Origin of the sequence: Maritalea mediterranea (assembly GCF_021568695.1) — a bacterium.
In the GTDB taxonomy this organism is placed as follows: Bacteria; Pseudomonadota; Alphaproteobacteria; order Rhizobiales; family Devosiaceae; genus Maritalea; species Maritalea mediterranea.
Window position 1 is genome coordinate 992,230 of record NZ_JAKGTI010000001.1, and the last position, 22,697, is coordinate 1,014,926.

The window sequence follows — 22,697 nt, forward strand, 5'->3', positions numbered from 1 at the left end:
ATCTTATGGAATATGTAAGTACGCGCGGTGATGCGCCGCGATTGGGATTTTGTGATGCAGTCCTTGCTGGTTTGGCGCGTGATGGCGGTCTTTATCTGCCCGAAAGCTGGCCGCAATTTTCGAGCGATCAAATCGCCGGCATGGCCAACCGGCCTTTTGCCGAAATCGCGTTTGAGGTGATCTCACCCTTTGTCGATGGCGAAATTGCCAACGACAAATTGCGCGAGATGGTTGAGGCCGCCTATGGCACCTTCCGGCATGAAGCCGTGGCCCCTTTGGTTCAGATCGCGCCGGGCCATTTTGTGCTCGAACTGTTTCACGGGCCAACGCTTGCGTTCAAAGATGTGGCGATGCAGTTTCTGGCGCGAGTGATGGACCATATTCTGGGCGAACGCGATCAGCGCGCCACCATTGTAGGCGCCACCTCGGGCGACACCGGCTCCGCTGCTATTGAAGCATTTCGCGGTCGCGACAACACCGATATTTTTATTCTCCATCCCAAGGGCATGGTGTCGCCGGTGCAACAGCGACAAATGACAACTGTGCTGGATGAGAATGTGTTCAACATCGCCCTTGAGGGCAACTTTGACGATTGCCAAACCATCGTCAAAGACATGTTCAACAACCACCATTTCCGTGATTCCGTGTTGCTGTCCGGGGTGAATTCCATCAATTGGGGCCGCATTGTTGCGCAGGTGGTCTATTATTTCACCGCCGCTGCTGCGTTGGGTGCGCCGCACCGTCAAATCAGTTTCACCGTACCCACAGGTAATTTCGGCGACATTTTTGCCGGCTATGTGGCCAAGCGCATGGGGTTGCCGATCAAAAGTTTGATCATTGCCACCAATGAAAATGATATTTTGCGCCGTACTTTGGATGAGGGCCGCTATGAAATGGATGGCGTCTCCGCCACCACAAGTCCTTCAATGGACATTCAGATTTCGTCCAATTTTGAGCGTTTGCTGTTTGAAGCGTCCGGTCGCGATGCGGAGCTGGTCAAACGCCAGATGGCGCAACTGAAACAATCCGGTGGGTTTGAACTGACCGCGACCGAAGCCAATGCCATTCGTGCTGAGTTTTCAGCCGGCACAGCTGATCAGGCGCAAACGGAAAAAACACAAGCCGATACTTTGAGCCATTCTGGCTATCTGCTCGACCCGCACACAGCGGTGGCTGTAGCAGTCGCCAATACGCAAATTGAACCCTCCACGCCGATGGTGTCGCTTTCGACAGCCCATCCGGCAAAGTTCCCGGCAGCGGTGAAAGCTGCCACCCAAATTGACCCGGCGCTGCCGGACTGGCTGAGCGATCTATATGAGCGCGAGGAGCGCTATCAAGTGATCGCCAACAGTCAGAGTGAAGTTGAAAACTTCATCAAGTCCAAATGCCGCGCCTATAAGGAGACCTAATGCCATTACGTTCGACCACCCTTGATAATGGGATGACGGTGATCACCCATTCCATGCCGAGCCTTGAAAGCGCTTCTGTGGGGGTTTGGGTCAAGTCCGGCTCTCGGTGTGAAACCGAAAAGGAACATGGCCTGTCCCACCTGCTGGAGCATATGGCCTTTAAAGGCACCGACACCCGCACCGCCCGGCAGATTGCCGAAGAAATTGAAAATGTGGGCGGCGATGTTAATGCCGCCACCAGCATTGAAAATACCGGCTATTTTTCACGCATCCTGAAAGAGGATGTGGGCCTTGCCGCCGACATACTGTCCGACATTTTGCAAAACTCACAATTCAGCAATGATGAGCTGACTCGCGAAAAGCATGTGATTTTGCAAGAAATCGGTGCCAGCCATGACGCGCCGGACGATTATGTGTTCGATTTGTTTCAGGAAGCCGCCTTCGAAGACCAAGCCATCGGTCGCTCGATTTTGGGCACCACAGAGTCAGTCGAGAGCTTCACGCCAGACGCCATCCGGGCCTATATGGACCGCATGTATGTGGGTGACCGCATGGTGATGAGCGCGGCGGGCAATGTGGATCATGATCAATTGGTCGACATCGCTGCTAACAAATTTAGGGATTTGAAAGTCAGTGGCGCCCCTGATCCGGTGGAGGCGAAATTTACAGGTGGAGATCGTCGGCTCAATCGCGATCACGAGCAAGCGCATATTCTGATTGGGGTTGAAGGCCGCCCCTACCACCATGACGGGTTTTATGCCTCGCAAATCCTTTCTGCCATTCTGGGCGGTGGCATGAGCTCGCGCCTGTTTCAGGAAGTGCGCGAAAAGCGCGGCTTGTGTTATTCCATCTTCGCTTTCCACTGGGCCTTTGCCGATACCGGCATTTTTGGCGTCTCCATGGCCACCGGCGATGATGATGTGCAAGAACTGATGCCCGTGGTGCTCGACCAGTTGCACCAAGCCACCCAAAACATCACGGAAGAGGAAGTGTTGCGCGTCCGTAACCAGATTCGCGCTGGCTTGTTGATGTCGCTTGAGCGTCCATCGTCACGTGCCGGTCAATTGGCGCGGCAACAGCTCTTGTGGGGCCGTCCCATTTCGTTGGAAGAAACGGTGGAGCGCATCAACCGGATCGATGCCGATCGGGTGATGGAGGTGGCGTCGCAATTGTTCCACAACGCCAAGCCAGTGGTTTCGGCCATCGGGCCTTTGGATCACTTTCCGTCCTACGATAAAATTCAAGACGGATTGAAAGCATAGGAGTGGCGGGGTGATTGGACGGTTCTTCTCGTTGCAAACGCTCACCCCGCTGGAAACCGAGCGGCTGCATATGCGTCTGCCGGAGCTTGAAGACTATCCGCAATGGGCCGAGCTGCGCGCTGCCAGTCAAGACTTTCTCAAACCCTACGAGCCAACCTGGGGCGAAACTGAACTGGCGCGCTTTTCGTTTCGACACCGCGTCAAAAAAGCGCGCAGCGATGCAGCGGCGGACAAGGCCTATGCCTTTTTGATCTTTGAGAAAGCGGAAAATCTGAGGCTGGTCGGGGGCTTGAACCTGTCCAACATTCGTCGTCGCGTTGCCCAGGCTGTCACCTTGGGCTATTGGGTCGGAGCCGAGCACATCAATAAAGGTATAATGAGTGAGGCGGTCGCCAGAGTTTTGCCATTTATTTTTGATGAACTAAGCCTTCACCGCGCTGAAGCGGCATGTCTGGTGGATAATCATCGTTCCATGCGGGTCTTGGAGAAAAATGGATTTGTGCGCGAAGGTCAGGCGGAAGGCTATTTAAAAATTGACGGAAAATGGCAGGATCACGTGCTTTTCGGGCTCACCAAAGAACGATATAAAAAACACAATAAGTCATGATCAGAACACTTTGAAGTCTGACAACAATCACGACAATAAAGTTGATGTAACGGTTTTTTCGGGCTACGAAAAACCGTTGGGGGTAAATATGGGAATGTACCGCGTGCTGCGTAGCGCTCTTTTTGTTTTGGCGCACCTTTGCCTTTTGTTCTGGGTCGGGGCGGCGACAGCATTGGAAGTGGTGACCATTCCGGAGAAGATTGGCGCGGTTGATCTCACCGCGGCTGTTGAACTTCGAGAGGGGCAAGAGGGCAGGGTGCAACTGTCCACCGCACCGGACGTCAATGGTATTATTCGCCGTATCGAAGTACAGGCCACCAATGCCAGCGCCAATCCCGATTGGGCGCTGATCGCAATCCATAATCCGTTGGATGTGCAAGTCGAACGCTTGTTGGTGGCGCCCTTTTTCCAGTTGCCCGGCTCTGGTGTGTTTCGCACCGATCTGGGTGGCAAACGCATCAATGTGATCACCGCCAGCCAGGGGTTCCGTCCCCAACGGGTGGCCGATCAGGAAGCTGATGTGTTTTCCATTACGGTCGATCCAGGGGCAACTGTCACCTATGTGATCGAGCTTGAAGGGGAAAAACTACCCGAATTGGTGTTGTGGGAACCGTCCTCCTATCGTGACTATGTCAATGCCTTCACGCTGTTCCGTGGCACAGTGTTGGGCGTTTCGGGGCTGCTGGCGGTGTTCTTGTCGATTATGTTTGTGGTGAAGGGCCGCGGCGTTTTCCCTGCGGCTGCAGCGCTTGCTTGGGCTGTCATGTTCTATTTGCTCGTGGACTTTGGCATATTGGCAAAGCTGATCAACATTCAGCCGACCCAGTTGCAGACCTATCGCGCCGCGGCGGAGGCGGCGCTGGCCACAACCTTATTCGGCTTTTTGTTTATCTATCTGAACCTGCACCGATGGCACATCCGCTTTATCCATCTGGCGTTGGCGCTGATGCTGGTCATGCTGGCGCTGATCATTCTGGCCTTCTTCCAGCCGGTGTTGGCCGTGGGAACGGCACGGGCGGTGTTGGCGCTGTTGGGTGTATTCGGCATTGTCGTGGTAGGCTTTTTGGCACTGCGCGGCTACGATCGGGCGGTACTGATCGTGCCCACCTGGATCATTTTCGTGGCCTGGCTGGTGTTTGGCTATATGGTTGTGTCTGGTGACATCACCAACGATATTGCCCAATCTGCGGTCGCGGGTGGTCTCGTGTTGATCGTGATGCTTCTGGGCTTCACGGCCATCCAGCATGCCTTCACCGAGGGGCAGGTATCCATTGGTGCCTTGTCGGAAGTTGAACGGCGTGCCCTGGCCTTGACCGGCAGTGGCGATTTTGTCTTTGACTGGAATATTGAGCGTGATCGTGTCGTCGTTTCTGACGGACTGGCCGCGCGTCTGGGCGAAGACCCGAATGCTCTTCGTGGTGACATTAAATTATGGCTGGAGCGTCTTCATCCGGAAGACCGGGACCGCTTTCGCACTGCACTGGATACATTGGTCGAGCTTCGGCGTGGTCGCGTCGCGTCTGACTTCCGCATCATCACCCATGATGGTAGCTATCGCAATTTCCGGCTGCGGGTAAAGCCAGTCTTGGGCGGCAACGATGAAGTATCGCGATGTGTTGGCACCTTACAGGATGTCACAGATGAACGTGTTGCGCGTGATCGACTTTTGCATGATGCAGTGCACGACAGTTTGACAGGCCTGCCCAATATCGAACTTTATCTAGACCGGCTGGATCGGGCATTGACCCGCTCGCGCGAATCTCGCGCCACGAAGCCGGCAGTTTTTTTGATCGATCTGGATGGGTTTACCAATCTCGATGAGCGGATCGGTCATGTGGCCGCTGATTCCGTTTTGCTCGCCATTGCGCGTCGTCTGTCACGTCTGATGCGGCCTCTTGACACGCTGGCACGCATTAATGGCGACCAGTTTGCCGTGATCCTTGTGTCAGAGGATAGCGCTGCCAAGATCGCCGGATTTGCCGAGCAATTGCGCAGGGCAATCCGGGAGCCGATCAAGTTTGGCGATAATGAGCTGTCTGTGTCCGCATCAATGGGCATCACCATTTATGACAACAAGCCGATCACAGCACAGCAAGTGCTGCGCAATGCCGAACTGGCCATGTTGCATGCCAAACGCGACGGCGGCGATCGGATCGAAGCGTTCCGCACCACAACAAGCGATACCGCAGCTGCCCGCAATCCGTTGGACGTTGATTTGAAAACGGCAATTGATAATCGTGAAGTTCAAATTCTCTTCCAGCCCATTTTTGACCTGTCCAACGGTCAACTGGCCGGCGCCGAGGCCTTGATGCGTTGGCACCACCCGCAGCGCGGGGCCATTAGCCCGTCTGAGTTCATTCCGTTGGCGGAACGGGCCGGTCTGATTGAAAAACTGGGCCGTGTGGTGATTGAACAAACCTCGTCACAGCTCAAGAACTGGCTGTCGGGTGGCGAAATGGATAAGAACTTCTTCCTCTCGATCAACCTGTCGGCGCAACAGCTTTCATCTGAGACCATGCTCAACGACATGCGCTCACTGGTATCGACAAACCCGAAAATCGCGCAAAGGTTCTTGTTGGAGGTGACGGAAAGTCAGGTCATGACCAGCCCTGAGCATTCGGCCTACGTGCTGGATTCACTCAAGAGCCTGGGCTTCCGCTTGGCGCTCGATGATTTCGGGGTGGGACATTCATCGCTTTCGTATTTGCACCGCTTCCCGTTCGACTTCATCAAAATCCCATCCACTTTTGTGCAGCTCGATGAACGTCACGGCATTGCGCAAACCCAAATGCCGATCATGAAGTCGATCATGTCCCTGTCCCACGATCTGGATTTGAAAGTGATTGCCGAAGGGGCGGAAAGCGATGAAGAAGTGGCGCGCATTCAGGGGCTCGGTTGCCATTATGCCCAGGGCTTCGCCTTCTCCAAGGCAATCTCCGGGGGTGAATTTGAGCAATTGTTGGCCAAGGATGCCAAGAGCCGGAAACAAGCTGCCCGCGACGCGGAGCAGCGGGCCCGTAAAGCCGAAAAACAAGCGCAGGCTAAAAAACTGGCCGCAGCAGAACGTCAACGCAAAAAAGAACTGGCTGACAAACGCGCTGCCGAAAAACGTGCGATTGCGGAAAAGGCTTCAAAAGTGGCCCAACCTGATCGGGTGCCAGAACCAGATAAACCGGCATCGCCGACCAAGAAGTCAGAGGAATAAATCACGGCTGAGCGTTTGAGCTGAAGCGCATCAATAGCGAGCGCCGGATCTAGGCGTTGCCGGAATGCGGCGTGAGAAATGCCAAATCGATGCCGGCATCTTTCAGCGCCTTGCGATAGCGTTCTTCCATCGGGGTGGAAAAAATGAGTTCGGCGCTGGCCGGCGCCACCATCCAACCATCGCGCACCAGCTCACTTTCCAGCTGGCCCGGTTCCCATCCGCAATAGCCCAACGCGAGCAAGGCCTTTTCCGGCCCATCCCCTTCGGCAATCGACCGCAAAATATCCAGCGTGGTTGATAAACACATTTCATCATCAACCGCCATAGAATTGTCAGCGGTTTGATAATCGGGGCTGTGCAGCACGAATCCGCGACCGGTTTCAACGGGACCGCCCACCACAATCGGCTGCTGGTATGGGTCGGCATGGCCTTCTTCCACATGGTCGGTGACCTTAATGTCGAACTGCGCCATCAAATCGGCAAACTGCATGTCGGGCATACGCTTGTTCACCACCAGTCCCATAGCGCCCTCTTTCTCATCGTGGGCGCACAGATAGATCACGGTGTCTTTGAACCGTTCATCTTCCATGTCTGGCATGGCCACCAGTAATTGACCTTTTAGTGAAAACGTCACGCCGTTCACCTTCGTTTGCTTAAAAAGAGTCTCGCTCTATCCATATGAATAAAGGCTTAACAGGTAAATGCGGTAAATCAAATATTGTTCACAAAGCCCTGAACAGGATTGTCTTTTCTGCGCCACAAATTTGGCGTATGAGACGCGTCATGACATCAAGACTTTTCCTTCTATTTGCCATTTTGATCGCCACGCTGGGCGCAGCGCGCGCAGACACGGGGGCGTGGGTCAATGTGGCGCCAGGTGCCAAGATCCGCTTGCTCACTGCCGATCAAGTGGGGCCGGATAGCAGCATGCTGGCCGGTCTTGAATTTCAGTTGCGGGACGGCATGAAAACCTATTGGCGCGTGCCGGGGGAAAGCGGCATTCCGCTCACCGCCGATTGGGAGAAAAGCCAAGGCATAAAAAGGGTCGACTTTTTATGGCCTATGCCCAAGCGCGAACTGGATAAGGGCTATTTCGACTATGTCTATAAAGAAGACTTCATCTTGCCGTTCGCCGTGCACCTTGATGAGAGCGACGCGGCGGTGCCGCCGCGCCTAGTGGGCGAACTGATGCTGGGCATATGTGGTGAGATCTGCGTGCCGGTGAAGTTTAAAATCGACCGAGCCCTTACGCTTGATCGAGAAGACCGGCCGGTCGGCTTTAAACTTAGCGCAGCCCTGTCCTATGTGCCTGTCGAAGATGACCGCGCTGACGCGCCCTTCGACGCAGTTTACTTTGATTCAGAAAACGATCAGCTGCTGGTTCCGATGTCATCTGATCCAAAGGAAAATGAGACATTAATCCTTGATTTACCAATCCAATCTTTGCTTTTCGACGTGCCTCAAAATCGCCCCGGTTCGTCAGTACTCACCATCCAACCGCTAAATGAGATTTCTTTGGCTGACCATATTGGGTCCGCGGTCAGACTGACATATAGTGGCCGCGCGGGCGCCTTTGAAAAAACGGCGCCCGTTTTATCGATAGAGGCGCTTGATCAGTAATTCGAGGGCATGGCTAGTTGAATGTATAGAGGGGATTTATGGCATTAGATATCGGCAGCAAGGCACCATCACAAAACGTCAAACTGGTAAACGCACAGGGTGTGCAAGAAGTTGATTTTGCGGATTTGGTGGCCGACGGCACATCTGTTATTTTTGCGGTGCCGGGTGCCTTCACAGCCACGTGCCACCTCAATCATATGCCAGGCTATATTGCACTGGCGGACGAGTTTAAGTCCGCTGGCGCGGATCGAATTTTATGCCTTTCCGTGAATGATCACTTTGTGATGCAGCACTGGGGCGAGCAAACCGGAGCGCTGGGCGTTGTTGATCTGGTGTCAGATGGCAATGCAGATTTGGCCAAGGCGCTCAAGCTGGACAAGGACTTTTCAGCCGCAGGTTTCGGCACGCGTTATGTTCGCTCTAGCCTTTTGATTAAAGATGGCGTAATTTCCCATGTGGAGATTGAAGCGCCGGGCGGCGATATCGTCGTAACTGGTGCGCCACATATGTTGGATGTGGTTAAAAACAGCCAGTAAATCGGGTTGTTGGGGTATTTCGGGGGGCCAAAGGGTCAAAAAGTGAGAAGCATGTCAGTACGCGTAATTTGCAAACAAATATTCCGCCATTCACGCATGGCGGGTGTTGGTGCCATGGCGGGAGCACTATTGCTGTCCGGTTGTGTCGGCTCGTTCACCGGCGGCAATACGGATAGTAAATATATCAATAGGTCCGCGAGCGAGACCGAAATCGCCAGCGCAGCACCTTCGGCCTTACCAATCATCGCCAGCGAGTGCCCCGAAATCAAAATTCGTCCGGGTGGTGAAAGTTTTGCCCTTTACGCGCGTGGTAAAGAAGGTGACCCTAAAGGCCTGCGGTATCAGGCGGTCATCGACAAACAATCCCGCAATTGTATTGTTTCTAACGGCTTGATCACCGTTAAAATGGGTGTTGTTGGTCGCTTATTGGCTGGGCCTGAGGCGGGCTCTGGCGCCGTCGATGTGCCCTTGCGGTTCGCCGTTGAGCGCGACGATATGGCGGTCTTTTCCGAAAAATACAATATCCCGATCACCATCACCCCTCCAAATCAAGGCGAAGAATTCGTCAAGGTTGTGGAAAATGTGGCCATCCCCTATGTGGGCGGCGAGCAGATCACCATTTGGGTTGGCTTTGATCCAAAAGGATAAATACTTAAAACGCAAAACAGGTTGACCTAGCGGAATTTACTGCTAGGTTACCCACTGCAATGCGGGAGAGATTGGGCCTTAGAGCCTGACGCCGAAGGAGCAACCGCCCCGGAAACTCTCAGGCAACAGGGACCGCATGCAAACATAACTCTGGAAAGCGAGTTGATCTTTTTAAGGTCGATTCCACCGAAGGGGGTAGCCGGAACGCTCGTTCCGGGAAATCTCTCAGGTTTACCCGACAGGGGGGGCGCCAGGCGACATAATTTGTCGCGTCGCTGGCACTTGTCGGATAAACAAATGAGGGAATAATGGCAGGGGCGGATTCACAGGATCTTTTGCAAACACCATTGCACGACACCCATATTGCATGGGGCGGTCGCATGGTTGGTTTTGCAGGCTATGCAATGCCGGTACAATATAAAGGCATTGTCGACGAGCACCATCACACACGAAATGAAGCATCGCTTTTTGATGTGTCGCACATGGGTCAATTTGCCGTTACTGGCGCGGACCATGACACAACAGCACGCGCGCTCGAAAGCCTGATGCCGGGCGATCTGGTGGGGCTGAAACCCGGCGAAATGCGCTACACGCTTTTGCTGAACGCTAATGGCGGTATCGAAGATGATCTGATCGTCACTCGCCCGGCAGAAACAGATCGCGATGGCACCTTGCTTATCGTGTTCAATGCGGGTCGCAAAGAGCATGATGTGGCCATTTTGCGCGAAAAGCTTGGCGACAAACTCTCCATCGAAACCTATTTTGACAGCAAGGCGCTGTTGGCCCTTCAAGGCCCAAAAGCCGCCGATGTGCTGTCACGCTATTGCGACTTACCGCAAAAACTCAGCTTTATGAACGCCGCCCCCGCCACCATCGAGGGCTTGGATGTTTATGTGTCTCGTGCCGGCTATACCGGTGAAGACGGTTTTGAATTGTCCGTCGCCAATGAAGACGCCGCAAAGTTGGCTGAATTGCTGGTGAGCAATGACGAAGTCGAACCTGCTGGCCTTGGCGCACGCGATAGTTTGCGCCTTGAGGCGGGCCTGTGCCTTTACGGTCATGATATGGATGATCAGCGCGACCCCATCAGCGCTGGCCTGATCTTTGCCATCGGCAAGGGCCGTCGCGTGGAAGGCGGTTTCCCCGGCGCATCGAAAATTCAAAATCTGATCTCCGACGGCGTGTCGGAAAAGCGTGTGGGCATTAAGTTTGAGGGCCGCATGCCGGTGCGAGAAGGCGCTGACATTGTTGACGAGAATGGCGATCCTATTGGTAAGGTCACTTCAGGCACATTCGGCCCCACCATCGGATCGCCAGTGGCGTTTGCCTATGTGCCGACAGATAAGGCGAAAATTGGTACAGAATTGACGGCCCTTGTGCGCGGCAAGCCCGCCAAAGGTACGGTGACCAAGCTTCCATTTACACCAGCAAATTATGTGCGTCTTTAATCCAAGGGGGAAGAAATGAGCGACACAAAATATACCGAAGATCACGAATATATCCGGGTTGAAGGCAACCAAGGCACCGTGGGCATCACCGACTATGCGCAAGAGCAATTGGGCGATGTGGTGTTTGTGGACGTGCCTGAAGTGGGTGCCAAATTTTCTAAGGGCGACGAAGTGGCCGTTGTGGAATCAGTGAAAGCTGCATCAGAAATCTATGCGCCAGTATCCGGCACCGTAACCGCGGTAAACGAGACCCTTGCTGATGAACCCGGCCTGGTGAACTCTGATCCGGTTGTAAATGGCTGGTTCTTCAAAATCGAAATTGATGATGCAAGCGAGCTGGATGGCTTGCTGGACGACGCTGCCTATAAGGCACATATCGAGTAAACGAGGATAAATATGCGCTATCTTCCAAATAGTGATCAAGACAGGCAGGTCATGCGCGATGCCATCGGCATCAAAAGCGACGATGAGCTGTTTGTACGCGTACCAAAAAAGGTTTTTGACACAGCTAAGCCAGACTTGCCTGATCATCAACCAGAATTTGCTGTAGAGGCGCATATTCGCCAACTGGCTCGCAAAAACCGAGCCGGTGGCGATGGTCCGTTTTTTGTCGGGGCAGGGGCCTATCGCCACCATGTGCCCGCAAGCGTAGACCATTTGATCCAGCGGTCAGAATTCCTGACTGCTTACACTCCATATCAGCCTGAAATCTCTCAGGGCACGCTGCAAATGCTGTTTGAGTTTCAAACGCAAGTGGCAAACCTGACAGGCATGGAAGTGGCCAACGCCTCGCTTTACGACGGTTCAACCGCGGCCATGGAAGCCGTGTTGATGGCCCGTCGCCTGAAAAAGCGTGACGGTGTTGTGGTGTCGGGTGGGTTGCACCCGCAATATCGCGACACCATCGCCACCTATTTGGGCAAAGACCCTGCATTCAAATGCATGGACGCTGACCCACAAGCGCAAGAAGACATTATTGCGCAAATTGACGACAGCACGGCCTGTGTTGTGGTTCAATCACCGGACTTTTACGGCAATTTGCGCGATTTGCGCCCAATTGCCGAAGCCGCCCATGAAAAGGGTGCGCTGTTGATCGCCGTGTTCACCGAAGTGGTGTCCCTCGGTGCCATCGAATCTCCCGGCGCCCAGGGCGCTGACATTGTGGTTGGCGAAGGCCAATCCATCGGCAACCCGCTGACTTTCGGCGGACCTTATGTCGGCTTGATGGCCACCCATCCGAACCTGGTGCGGCAAATGCCTGGCCGCGTGTGCGGTGAAACCGTGGACGCCGAAGGTAATCGTGGTTTCGTGTTGACGCTCTCGACCCGTGAGCAGCATATCCGCCGCGATAAAGCCACGTCAAATATCTGCACCAACTCTGGCTTGTGCGCTTTGGCGTTCTCCATCCACATGTCTTTGCTGGGTGAAAAAGGCATTGAACATTTGGCATTGCTGAACCATCAGCAAGCCGTGAAAACCGCCGACGCCTTGAGCAAGATCGATGGCGTTGAAGTGCTCAACAGCTACTTCTTCAACGAATTTACGGTGAAGTTGCCAAAGGCGGCTGCCCCAATCGTGGAAGCATTGGCTGAGAAAAACATTCTCGCAGGTGTGCCCGTTTCGCGCTTGGAGCCCGGTAAAAAAGAACTGGAAAATCTGTTGGTCATTGCGGCCACTGAGTTGACCAGCGATGCAGATATTGACGCATTGACCAACGCATTGAAGGAGGTCATCTGATGTTGAACAATCAAGGCCGTCCAACCGGTGTGGATAATGTCACATCATCAAGCGCTGTAAACGGCGCAGCCCTGTTGCCATCAGAGCCATTGATCTTTGAAATCGGCACCAAAGAAAAATCTGGCGTGGATTTGCCTGCGCTTGATCAAAATGTGGGCTCGAAATTGGGTAAATTTGCCCGCAAATCAGATATCGATTTGCCCGCCCTGACCGAGCCACAAGCCATGCGCCACTACGTGCGCATCTCCCGGTTGAACTATTCAATCGATGCGGGCTTTTACCCGCTTGGCTCGTGTACTATGAAGCACAATCCGCGCCTCAATGAAAAAATGGCGCGTTTGCCCGGCATTGCGGATATCCACCCGCTGCAACCACAATCAACTGTGCAAGGCGCAATTGAATTGATGGAAGAACTGGCTCATTGGTTGATGGAATTGACTGGCACTAAAGCCGTTTCCATGACACCTAAAGCCGGCGCACACGGCGAAATGTGTGGCATGATGGCCATCAAGGCGGCGCACGAGGCTAATGGCCAGAGCCATCGCAATATCGTGCTGGTGCCTGAAAGCGCCCACGGCACAAACCCGGCCACAGCAGCATTCTTGGGCTACAAGGTGAAGCCAATTAAAGCTCGCGAAGATGGCACGGTAGATGTGCAGGCTGTAAAAGACGCTTTGGATGAAAATGTGGCGGGCATCATGCTCACCAACCCCAACACTTGTGGGCTGTTTGAGCCTGACGTGATCGAAATCGCCGATGCGGTGCACGAGGCTGGAGCCTATTTCTACTGCGACGGCGCGAACTTCAACGCCATTATGGGCGTGATCCGTCCGGGCGATTTGGGCATCGATGCCATGCACATCAATCTGCACAAAACCTTCTCCACACCGCATGGCGGTGGTGGTCCAGGCGCTGGTCCGGTTGTGTTGTCTGACGCGTTGGCGCCATTCGCGCCACTGCCCTATGCGAAGCGCGATGGCGATAAGCTCACCTTGGTCGAAAACAAAGGCGAGGGCAGCGATCACTTGGGCCGTTTGTCAGCCTTCCATGGCCAAATGGGCATGTATGTCCGCGCCTTGACCTATATGTTGTCACATGGTGTGGACGGTTTGGGCCGCGCCGCGCGCGATGCAGTGCTCAATGCCAACTATTTGAAGGCAAAATTGTCAGATTTGTACAATGCGCCTTATGGCGACCAGCCCTGCATGCATGAAGTGTTGTTTGATGACAGCACCCTGAAAGGCACAGGTGTCAGCACTCTTGATTTGGCCAAGGCCATGATCGATGAGGGGTATCATCCCATGACCATGTATTTCCCATTGGTGGTGCATGGCGCCATGTTGATCGAGCCAACCGAAAGCGAAAGCTTGCACACGCTCGATCAGTTTATCGGCACCATGCGTGAACTGATGGAAGACGCCAAGGCAGGCAATGTGGAGCGCTTCACCAATGCGCCCATGAAAGCGCCGATGCGTCGGCTGGACGAAACCCGGGCCGCGCGTTCGCCTATCCTTAAATGGGAAGCACCGACGCAGCAAAAAGCGGCTGAATAACAAAACCGCCTCACGGAAATTCGTGGGGCGGTTTTTTCATCTCACGTGAGGTGAAAACGGACAAAAGCGGTAAAACAATAACAAATAAATGCCGCTTCATTAGGCGGTGGGTGCTGCAGAACCCACCGCCTTTTTCTTTGCCACGGTCCTGCTGCATTTTTGCGCCAGTCTTATGAAATGATTATCCGCGCAGCGCAGCCACATGAAGCACAGGAGTTGAGCGAGCTTTGTTTACGCTCCAAGGCCTATTGGCCCTATGACGCCGCCTTTATTGAAGCCTGTCGCGATGAGTTGACCCTGTCTGCCGCCGATATACAACACGGCAATATCCAAGTGGCCGAAATAGCCGGCCGACATGCTGGGCTGGTGCAACTGGAAAATAGTTGCCCCGTCGCAGAACTTGAATTGCTTTTTGTTGATCCAGATTTTATCGGCAAACGCGTCGGCCACGCGTTGTTGCAATGGGCGATCGACCAGGTCCGCAACAAGGGGGGGCAAAAGCTCATCACCGTCGCTGATCCCTAGGCCGCCCCATTCTATGCCCATATGGGATTTAAAAGGACAGGTTTTTCACCCTCCGCATCCATCCCCGGCCGCGAGCTGCCAGAGATGGAATACGCCCTGATTTAACTATCATGACGGGGCTGACACAACTGCCAGCTCACCCCAAATTTGTCGCTCACCCAGCCATAGCGTTTTGCGAAGTCATAGGCACCCAGATTCATCATAACTTGCCCTTCCTTGGAGAGCCGCTCATAGGCGAGATCAAGGCTAACCTGGTCTTCAAAGAACACAAACAGCGAGAAGGAGGGGGTGAAATCGAACGGTTGATCAATTGGGCTATCGATCATCAACAATTGATTTTGTCCAAACAATAGATTTGCCGATTCTATTGTACCATCCTCTCGCGTGCGTTTGTCGGTCACTTTTGCAGCTGGAATGGCGTTGGTATAATGTTCAAGTGCGGCGCTGGCATTGCCCTTGAACATCAACATGGGGTGCAATTTCATAAAAAGCCTCGATAATCAATAAAGTTGCATTGTGCCTAAATTGACCGCAATCTTCAATAAGGCATTGCAACTCATGATATTTGCATGCTTTTGCAGTGAGAAGCGGGCAGAAGAAGGAGTGAGAAGGTGCGAAAATTTTTTATATTCTGGCACGGTATGAAAGCCGCATTCGGCGACGAAACCGTCCGTACAATTCTCAGCGTCACCCTGATAATTATCTTTCTGACGTCGCTGCTCTATATGTGGATAGAGGGGTGGGGGTTCATAGACTCGCTTTATTTCTCTGTGATGACTATTTCCACAGTCGGATATGGCGACTTCACACCAAAAACTGATATCGGCAAATTTTTGACCATTGTGTACGTCATTTCCGGCATGGGTATTTTTGTGGCGTTGGTCACGCGCATTGCCAATACGATGCTGCGCCAGTCGGCTGAAGAGATTGAAGAACTGCGCCAGACATCAAAAAGGACGTGATGAGTGGTGCCTGCTCTTGATCGGCGGGAATTGGGGATTGGTATTGGCGGGAGAACAATAGCAGACATAAAAAAAAGCGGGCCATAAAGGCCCGCTCTAATTTGTTGACAGAGGTCCGGTTGACCCTAGTTCAGCTTGGCTGACACGTCCTTAATGGCAGCGTCGATCAACGCGTCGCCCTTTTCGGACATCTTGTCGGCCAGAACGATCCGCGCAGCTTCAACAGCAATATCTGCAGAGCGAGCGCGCACGTCAGCGAGCGCTTGGGCTTCCGCTTGGGCAATTTTCTCTTCCACCGCTTTGGTACGGCGGGTGATCAAATCATCCAGCGACTGTTGCGCTTCTTCTGTCATCCGGTCAGCTTCAGACTTGGCAGCTTCAACAATCTCGGCTGCTTCATCTTCCGCGGCCTTACGCTTACGCTCATATTCCGCCAGAAGGGCTTGCGCCTCTTCGCGCAACCGCTTGGCCTCTTCCAACTCATCCGCAATCTGTTTGGACTTGTCGTCCAGCGTGGCAATCACTTTTTTGGGCACGCCCAAATAGGTGATTAGTCCCAAAAAGACAACAAGACCGATAAACGCCCAAAGGGATGCATCAAGTTCCATCTTGTTATCCTTTCACCACTTTCGCGACCGCGTCTTTCGCAGCTTTTTGCGCGGTGCGGCCAACAATGTTGGTCACAATCGCCAAAGCTGTTTCAGATGCGATTTCCTCAACATGCTCCATAGCAGCCTGTTTGGTCTCGCGAATATCGTTTTCTGCTGCAGCCATTTTCTTGGCCAGATCGGCTTCGACCTTGGCGCGTTTCTTGTCGAGATCAGCACGGATGGTATCGCGTGTTTCCTCAGCAATATTATGCGCCTTTTGCTTGGCATCGGCCAATTCTGCTTCATAGGCCTGAATGGCTTGGTCGGTCTTTTGCTTCAGCCGTTCGGCTTCAGCCAAATCCCCTTCAATGCGGTCACGCCGCACCTCAAGAATTTCGCCAATGCGCGGCAAAGCCACCTTGCTCATCAGGAAATAAAGCGCAGCAAATGTAAGTGCTAACCACAATAGCTGAGATCCAAAGGTGCTTGGATCAAACGGCGGGAAAACGCTTGCCGCTGCTTCTTGTGCGCTATTTGTTTTGCTTGCCATGTGAATACCTGGTTTTTACCGTCGCCAATAAAGGCAACAAACAATGCATCTATTCTGCCAAAGTCGGGCAAAAATGCAATGAAAGGCAGCCCATTTGAAAATTGGGCTGCCTTAAAACTTTTAACGCGCGTTGATTAAACGGCGAACAAAAGCAACAGGGCAACCAAGAACGAGAAGATGCCCAAAGCTTCAGTCACCGCAAAACCGAAGATGAGGTTACCGAACTGAGCTTGTGCTGCTGAAGGGTTGCGCAACGCACCTGACAAGAAGTTGCCAAAGATGTTGCCCACGCCCATTGCTGCGCCTGCCATGCCAACACATGCGATACCGGCACCGATAAGTTTTGCTGCTTCCGCTTCCATTTTGAACTCCTTTAAAAGCTGGACCTTATTGCGGCATTTGCCGCATTGTTAGTTGAAACCGTAGTTGTTAATGGCTTGGGTGAATTGCATCATTCAGATACATAGATGTGAGAACCGCGAACACATAGGCCTGCAAGGCAGACACCAGGAATTCAAGCGCTGTTAGCGCAACGGTCATAGCGAATGGCAAGGTGGCACCCAAAACACCAACCGCACCAAGCGAAGAGAGGCTGACAATAAAGCCGGCGAACACTTTCAAAGTGATGTGTCCCGCAAGCATATTGGCAAACAAACGAACTGAAAGGCTGATCGGACGAGAGAGAAATGAAACGATCTCAATCGGAATAACGATCGGCAATACATATCCGGGCACGCCAGCCGGCACAAAGAGCTTCAAAAAGCCCAGGCCATTGCGCATAAACCCGTAAATAATCACAACGCTGATCACCAGCATGGCGAGGGCGAATGTGACGATGATATGGCTGGTTACTGTGAAGAAGTAAGGCACCATACCAAACAGGTTGGCCACCAGCACGAACATGAACAGCGAGAACACAAATGGGAAAAACTTCATCCCTTCCGTGCCTGCGCTCGATCGCACCATATTGGCCACAAACTCATACATCATCTCGGACAGAAGCTGCAGTCGCCCCGGCACAAGGCCGCGACCGCGGGTTGACAAGATCAAAAATGCTGAGATCGCGACAACAGTCAGCACCATAAAAAGGGCAGAGTTGGTGAACGCGATTTCAAAACCGCCAGTTTCGCCTTCGCCACCAATGGTGAAAATGTCCGTGATCTTAAACTGTTTAATTGGATCGTTTGCCACGCCCCAGCCCCTTATCGCTATTTTCCGTCAGCATCATCGCGATGCGTATCCGGCCCTAAATCCATCTTCGGTGTGATGATCGCTTCGGCATTCATGCGTGCGGCAGATCGCACAACATTCATCACACCAGCAACAAAGCCCACCAGCACCATCACCAATAAAAGCCAGGGCGATGTGCCCAAACCCATATCGGCAAAATAACCAATAAAGCCCCCCACAATGATCGCTGCGATAAACTCGGTGCCCAACCGCGCCGCCTTCGCGTGACCAGATAGGTGCTCTTTAGGTTCAGTCTTGTATTCACCATAACCACCTCGTTGCCGTGCCGCTCTAATGCGGGCATCGAGATCGCCAGTGGGTGGACCACCAACCAAACCTTTCGGGGCGTCTGTTTTGGCGCCATTTTCATCAGAATTGGACATTTTACCAACCCGCCAAAACTGGCTTTACGCACAAAATAGAGTGCCCCTCAAATTCGGGGGCAACATAGGGCTTTGCCATTTTGCTGTCAAGATTATGGGTGTTGCGTTAAGGTCTTGAATATAAATGATAAATGAGAGTGTGCGAATCTTTTTGCTGCGGCAAAATTACCGCGAATTTAACTTTGCGCACATTTTGAACATAAATCCGAGGACTGGCCATAGCTAAGATTCGGCAAGTGCTTGAATTTTGTACATATATGTATAAAAATAAGCTATCCAACTTGAGAGCATTATGGCCCGGCACAAATCCTTTCACCTTACAGATGCCTATGAAATATTACTGGACCGCTTCTGGCGGCATGGGTTGTCGTCGATGAGTGTGAAGGGCATGGCCGATTGTTTGGGGCTGACCCGCTCGAGTTTTTACAATGCATTCGGCAGCCGCGAGGCCCTGCTGCAAAATCTGGTGTTATATTATGAGGTACAATCACCGCAAATCGCATTGGTGGTCGCAGAGCCGCCAATCGATGTGAAATATCTCTTCACCGCTTTGATACGTGAGATGTGCGTCGCGCACCGCGCCGATCCCGACCGCAAAGGCTGTCTGTTGACCAACCTCGCCATTGAAACGCGCGACAATGAGCCAGCGCTGCGCAAACTGCTCCTGCAAATCAACGCAGATCGCATCGCACGATTGATCGAAATCTGTTTATGGGCCGTCGCCGCAAAAGACTTGCCCCGCACCACCGACTGTGAAAAACATGGACATCAGCTTTTCGCGCTGTTGGAGCAGATCAATCTTCTCGCCCGCACCTTACCCACTTGCGACCCGCTTGAGGAGATTGCGCTCACCCAGCTTGCCCGACTGGGGCTTTATGCGGAAGGTGAGGGGGAGCTTGAAGCCGTTGTCTGATAAGAAGCTTCACCTGCCGCCCCGGACTTGATCCGGGGCCAACCCAATCACCCCACATCCTCCAAAAAACTCTCTGCTGTGGTCAAATCCACGGAGACCAGATTGGAGATGCCCTTTTCCGCCATGGTCACGCCGAACAAGCGATCCATGCGCGCCATAGTGATGGGGTTGTGGGTGATGGTCACAAAGCGGGTGTCGGTTTTCTCGCGCATACTATCTAGCAAATTGCAGAACCGCTCCACATTGGCATCGTCCAGCGGTGCGTCGACCTCATCCAGCACGCAGATGGGGGCCGGGTTGGTCAGGAACACCGCAAAGATCAGCGACATGGCGGTCAGTGCCTGTTCGCCGCCTGAAAGCAATGTCATGGTTTGCGGCTTTTTGCCCGGCGGCCGCGCAATAATCTCAAGCCCGGCTTCCAGCGGGTCGTCACTTTCCACAAAAGTTAGTTCTGCTGTGCCGCCCCCAAACAGCTGGGTGAACAAGTCTTTGAAGTGGTTGTTCACCTTTTCAAATGCCTCGTTCAGCCGTTGGCGCCCCTCGCGGTTCAAGTTGGAAATGCCCGTGCGCAGCTTGGCAATTGCCGCGATCAGATCTTCGCGGTCGGTCACCATAATATCGAGCTGTTCTTCGGTTTCCGTGGCTTCCTGTTCAGCGCGCAGATTGACGCCGCCCAGCCGCTCACGTTCGCGTTTCAGCCGGTCCAGCTTGGCGTCAACCTTGTCGATTTCGGGCAGGGGCGCTTCCGGCTTCAGCCCTGCCACTTCAGCAGTACGGCTCGCGGGAATGTCCAACGTCTCGGATACCATCTGCTCAATCTGCATCCGCTGGCTGGCGAGGGATTTTAGGCGCTCTTCAATCCGTGCGATTTCTTCGCGCACTTTGGACAGCGCCGCCACCGCATCGCGGGCATCCTTATCCTCATTGCGCTGGCGTTCCATCGCCACAGCCACCTTGTCCGCCGCCCGTCTTTGCGCGTGAGCCGCATCTTCAATCTGATCTTCCAGCTTGGCCCGCTTGTCGCTGAACTGGTCCGGCGCGCTGGCCAATTGCGCCAACTGCTCGTCAATATCTGCCTTGCGTTTCGCCAGCACATCCAGATGCGCCTGCGTATCGTTCAGCCGGTTTTGCCATTTCTGCTGTTCGGCCCCGATGCGCTCCAGCCGCTGCTTGCGCATTCGCGCCGCATTCTCAAACCCGGCCAGCCGCATCCGTGCATCATTGGCCACGCGTCGCAGCTCGGCCAATTTTTGGTTGCCCGCTTCAATCTGTTGGGTGAGGGCGCTCTCATCCTCAATCTGCGCCAGCGCAGCTTCGGCATCGGTCACCGCAGCCTGCGCCTCGTCCTGGCTGGATTTCAGTCGAATTTCCGCTTCTTCCAGTGCCGAACGACGAGAGGTCAGGTCCACCAGACCTTTTTGCGCCGCGTCCAGCGCGCCCTGCGCCACATTGATCTGCCGCTGCGCCTCGCGATAGGCTTGGCGCGTGGCCTGTGCCTCTTGCTTGGCCGCATCCAGTTTGGCCGAAGCCGTTTGATATTGCGTGTCCAATTCTGCCGCAGCTGCTTTGGCTTTGGCCAAATCCGCTTCAATCTCTTGCAACCGGTTGCGCTGCGCCAATCTCTGTGCCGCCGCGCTTGGCGCATCCGCCCGCGCTACAAACCCGTCCCAGCGCCACAAATCACCCGCAAGCGTTACCAGCGCTTGGCCCACATGCAATTGGCTGTGCAGGGCCTTGCCGTGCGCAAATTCCACCAGCCCGATCTGATTCAACCGTCGTGTCACCAAATTGCTGCCGGTCACATACTGGCTCAGCGGCGTCACGCCCTCGGGCAGGGCGGGGTCATCAGCGCCCACCTCGGCCCCGGCCCAGTAAAGCGGTGCGCCTGCATCAGAAGACGCGTCCAGATCATCGCCCAGCGCTGCGCCCAGTGCCGTCTCATAACCCGGTGCCACCTGCAGCGCATCCACCACGGCGGGCCATAGCGATTTGTCATGCACATTGAGCATTTTGTCGATGGCCTGCGCTTCCGCCTCCAGCCGGGTGACTTCGCTTTTGGCGCTGCTGCGCGGCTCGGCCAGCGCATCCATCGCTTGCCGCGCCTGTTCCACTTGCGCTTCAGCCGCATCCGCCGCGTGCTCGCTGGCGACCAGCTTCGCTCTGGCCTCTTCCAACTCGCGCTCGCGAAGTTGAATGGTTTTATCTTCCTGCAACTTGGCCACAACCTGTCGCGCTTCTTCGCGCACATCGGCCAATTGCCGCGCCAGCTTTTCGGCCCGTGTGCGGGCATCATTCAGGCTACGTTCGGTTTGGGCCTTGTGGGCGCGCAAATTGCTCAGCTTGTCGCGTTCAGCGCTCAGCCCCTTCTCGAATTCTTCTGCCGCTTGGCCGGAATGCTCGGCTTCCTGTTGCGCCGCGGCCATATCCTGCGCCTCGGCCTCTTCATCCGCCAGCAAGCCCTTTTGCTCGTCGATCAGCCCGCGCAAAAACTCTTTGGCTTCTTGCACCTGCGTCTCATCGCGCTCCACATCGGCATGCACCTGGTGCGCGCGGCCTTCCAGCTCAATACGCCGGTTTTTCGCCCGCCGCGCATCGGCCTCCAACTGCTCCAGCGCCATTTTGACCCGCTGCAATGCTGCCGCCGCTTCTGCCTCTGCCTGCCGCAAGGGCGTCAGTTCGGCTTCCGACTGTTCCAGCTTTTGCCGCGCGCCAAGTTCCACATGGGTGGCGTCGGCCAGCAAATTCACCAACCGTTGATGCTCGGCCTGCGCCTCTTTTTCCGCCACCTTGGCGTTCACCCAGCGCAGGTGAAACAGCGTCGCCTCGGCCTTGCGGATTTCGCCTGAAAGCCCGCGATAGCGCGTGGCCTGCCGTGCCTGCCGCTTCAAATTTTCAAGCTGGGTGGAGACTTGGCCGATAATATCGTCCACGCGCTCCAGATTGTTCTCCGCCGCCCGCAGCCGCAATTCGGCCTCATGCCGGCGTGAGTGCAGGCCGGATATCCCCGCCGCTTCTTCCAAAATGGCACGTCGTTGCACTGGCTTGGCCGCGATCAATTCGCCGATCTGCCCCTGGCGCACCAGCGCCGGGCTGTGCGCCCCGGTGGAAGCATCGGCAAACAAAAGCTGCACATCACGCGCTCGCACCTCGCGCCCGTTTACGCGATAGACGGAGCCGTGCTCCCGCTCAAGCCGGCGTGTCACTTCCAGTTCGTCATCTTTGTTGAAAATGGCAGGGGCGGTGCGGTCTTTATTGTCCAACACCAAGCTGACTTCTGCCGTGTTGCGAGCGGGGCGGCTGGACGATCCGGCAAAGATCACATCATCCATGCCTGAGGCACGCATATTTTTATAAGAATTTTCCCCCATCACCCAGCGCAGGGCTTCCACCAGATTGGATTTGCCGCAGCCATTGGGGCCCACAATGCCGGTCAGGCCGGATTTCAGATGCAGTTCTGTGGAGTCGGGAAAGCTTTTAAAGCCGAGAAGCTTGAGGCGCGAAAATTTCATCTCGCGCCTC

At 54.3% G+C, this 22,697-nt stretch carries 22 protein-coding genes and 1 riboswitch; of the genes, 14 read left to right on the top strand and 8 right to left on the bottom strand.

Going from position 1 to position 22,697, the window contains the following annotated elements; genetic code table 11:
* The first annotated feature begins 5 nt into the window (after positions 1-5).
* The 4 genes from thrC (at position 6) to L1I42_RS04820 (ending at position 6,483) form a co-directional block, all read left to right on the top strand.
* On the top strand, positions 6-1,409 hold the full coding sequence (gene thrC, locus L1I42_RS04805) for a threonine synthase (RefSeq protein WP_236113348.1): 1,404 nt from the start codon (positions 6-8) through the stop codon (positions 1,407-1,409).
* Positions 1,409-2,671: a M16 family metallopeptidase gene (locus tag L1I42_RS04810; protein WP_236113349.1), complete on the top strand. Its 1,263-nt coding sequence runs from the start codon at positions 1,409-1,411 to the stop codon at positions 2,669-2,671. The genes thrC and L1I42_RS04810 overlap by 1 nt, the downstream gene beginning before the upstream one ends.
* Before the next feature lie 10 nt (positions 2,672-2,681).
* Entirely contained in the window at positions 2,682-3,278 is a 597-nt protein-coding gene (locus L1I42_RS04815) for a GNAT family N-acetyltransferase (RefSeq protein ID WP_236113350.1), read from the top strand.
* 88 nt (positions 3,279-3,366) lie between these two features.
* Positions 3,367-6,483: an EAL domain-containing protein gene (locus L1I42_RS04820; RefSeq protein WP_236113351.1), complete on the top strand. Its 3,117-nt coding sequence runs from the start codon at positions 3,367-3,369 to the stop codon at positions 6,481-6,483.
* 49 nt (positions 6,484-6,532) lie between these two features.
* Here the strand turns inward: L1I42_RS04820 and L1I42_RS04825 are convergent, their stop codons facing one another.
* A complete protein-coding gene (locus tag L1I42_RS04825) occupies positions 6,533-7,117 on the bottom strand; it encodes a YqgE/AlgH family protein (RefSeq protein ID WP_236113352.1) in 585 nt (194 codons plus the stop codon).
* 149 nt (positions 7,118-7,266) lie between these two features.
* Here L1I42_RS04825 and L1I42_RS04830 point away from each other — a divergent pair, with 149 nt between their 5' ends.
* The 8 genes from L1I42_RS04830 (at position 7,267) to L1I42_RS04865 (ending at position 14,550) form a co-directional block, all read left to right on the top strand.
* Positions 7,267-8,103: a protein-disulfide reductase DsbD domain-containing protein gene (locus L1I42_RS04830; protein WP_236113353.1), complete on the top strand. Its 837-nt coding sequence runs from the start codon at positions 7,267-7,269 to the stop codon at positions 8,101-8,103.
* A 38-nt stretch (positions 8,104-8,141) separates the two neighbouring features.
* A complete protein-coding gene (locus tag L1I42_RS04835) occupies positions 8,142-8,639 on the top strand; it encodes a peroxiredoxin (protein ID WP_236113354.1) in 498 nt (165 codons plus the stop codon).
* 51 nt (positions 8,640-8,690) lie between these two features.
* Positions 8,691-9,287, top strand: a complete 597-nt coding sequence (locus L1I42_RS04840) for a hypothetical protein (protein WP_236113355.1) — start codon at positions 8,691-8,693, stop codon at positions 9,285-9,287.
* Between the two features lie 52 nt (positions 9,288-9,339).
* Positions 9,340-9,432: riboswitch (glycine riboswitch) on the top strand.
* A 163-nt stretch (positions 9,433-9,595) separates the two neighbouring features.
* Positions 9,596-10,735, top strand: a complete 1,140-nt coding sequence (gene gcvT, locus L1I42_RS04845) for a glycine cleavage system aminomethyltransferase GcvT (protein ID WP_236113356.1) — start codon at positions 9,596-9,598, stop codon at positions 10,733-10,735.
* Between the two features lie 15 nt (positions 10,736-10,750).
* Complete coding sequence (gene gcvH / locus L1I42_RS04850; protein ID WP_236113357.1) at positions 10,751-11,119, top strand: glycine cleavage system protein GcvH; 369 nt, start codon at positions 10,751-10,753, stop codon at positions 11,117-11,119.
* A gap of 12 nt (positions 11,120-11,131) precedes the next feature.
* Positions 11,132-12,472 carry an aminomethyl-transferring glycine dehydrogenase subunit GcvPA gene (gene gcvPA / locus L1I42_RS04855; protein ID WP_236113358.1) on the top strand — a complete coding sequence of 447 codons (1,341 nt, stop codon included), beginning with the start codon at positions 11,132-11,134 and terminating at the stop codon, positions 12,470-12,472.
* On the top strand, positions 12,472-14,025 hold the full coding sequence (gcvPB, locus tag L1I42_RS04860) for an aminomethyl-transferring glycine dehydrogenase subunit GcvPB (protein WP_236113359.1): 1,554 nt from the start codon (positions 12,472-12,474) through the stop codon (positions 14,023-14,025). Before gcvPA ends, gcvPB begins: the two co-directional genes overlap by 1 nt.
* Positions 14,026-14,184: 159 nt before the next feature.
* Positions 14,185-14,550 (top strand): GNAT family N-acetyltransferase, encoded by a 366-nt coding sequence (locus L1I42_RS04865; RefSeq protein ID WP_236113360.1) that lies wholly within the window; start codon positions 14,185-14,187, stop codon positions 14,548-14,550.
* A gap of 101 nt (positions 14,551-14,651) precedes the next feature.
* Here the strand turns inward: L1I42_RS04865 and L1I42_RS04870 are convergent, their stop codons facing one another.
* Positions 14,652-15,035: a VOC family protein gene (locus L1I42_RS04870; protein ID WP_236113361.1), complete on the bottom strand. Its 384-nt coding sequence runs from the start codon at positions 15,033-15,035 to the stop codon at positions 14,652-14,654.
* 126 nt (positions 15,036-15,161) lie between these two features.
* Between L1I42_RS04870 and L1I42_RS04875 the strand changes: the two genes are divergently transcribed.
* Complete coding sequence (locus tag L1I42_RS04875) at positions 15,162-15,512, top strand: potassium channel family protein (protein WP_236113362.1); 351 nt, start codon at positions 15,162-15,164, stop codon at positions 15,510-15,512.
* Positions 15,513-15,637: 125 nt separating this feature from the next.
* Here the strand turns inward: L1I42_RS04875 and L1I42_RS04880 are convergent, their stop codons facing one another.
* From L1I42_RS04880 to L1I42_RS04900, 5 genes are all read right to left on the bottom strand, one after another.
* Positions 15,638-16,120, bottom strand: coding sequence for a F0F1 ATP synthase subunit B family protein (locus L1I42_RS04880; RefSeq protein ID WP_236113363.1), 483 nt, complete (start codon positions 16,118-16,120; stop codon positions 15,638-15,640).
* Between the two features lie 4 nt (positions 16,121-16,124).
* Positions 16,125-16,652: a F0F1 ATP synthase subunit B gene (locus L1I42_RS04885; RefSeq protein ID WP_236113364.1), complete on the bottom strand. Its 528-nt coding sequence runs from the start codon at positions 16,650-16,652 to the stop codon at positions 16,125-16,127.
* 134 nt (positions 16,653-16,786) lie between these two features.
* Positions 16,787-17,014 (bottom strand): F0F1 ATP synthase subunit C, encoded by a 228-nt coding sequence (locus tag L1I42_RS04890; protein ID WP_236113365.1) that lies wholly within the window; start codon positions 17,012-17,014, stop codon positions 16,787-16,789.
* Between the two features lie 67 nt (positions 17,015-17,081).
* Entirely contained in the window at positions 17,082-17,843 is a 762-nt protein-coding gene (locus tag L1I42_RS04895) for a F0F1 ATP synthase subunit A (protein WP_369413067.1), read from the bottom strand.
* 17 nt (positions 17,844-17,860) lie between these two features.
* Complete coding sequence (locus L1I42_RS04900) at positions 17,861-18,265, bottom strand: AtpZ/AtpI family protein (protein WP_236113366.1); 405 nt, start codon at positions 18,263-18,265, stop codon at positions 17,861-17,863.
* A gap of 292 nt (positions 18,266-18,557) precedes the next feature.
* On the opposite strand from L1I42_RS04900, the gene L1I42_RS04905 reads away from it, so the two are divergent.
* The gene (locus L1I42_RS04905) at positions 18,558-19,178 is read left to right on the top strand and encodes a TetR/AcrR family transcriptional regulator (RefSeq protein WP_236113367.1); all 621 of its coding nucleotides are present in this window, start codon (positions 18,558-18,560) and stop codon (positions 19,176-19,178) included.
* A gap of 47 nt (positions 19,179-19,225) precedes the next feature.
* Here L1I42_RS04905 and L1I42_RS04910 read toward each other — a convergent pair whose 3' ends face one another.
* Positions 19,226-22,687: a chromosome segregation SMC family protein gene (locus L1I42_RS04910; RefSeq protein ID WP_236113368.1), complete on the bottom strand. Its 3,462-nt coding sequence runs from the start codon at positions 22,685-22,687 to the stop codon at positions 19,226-19,228.
* Between the last annotated feature and the right edge of the window lie 10 nt (positions 22,688-22,697).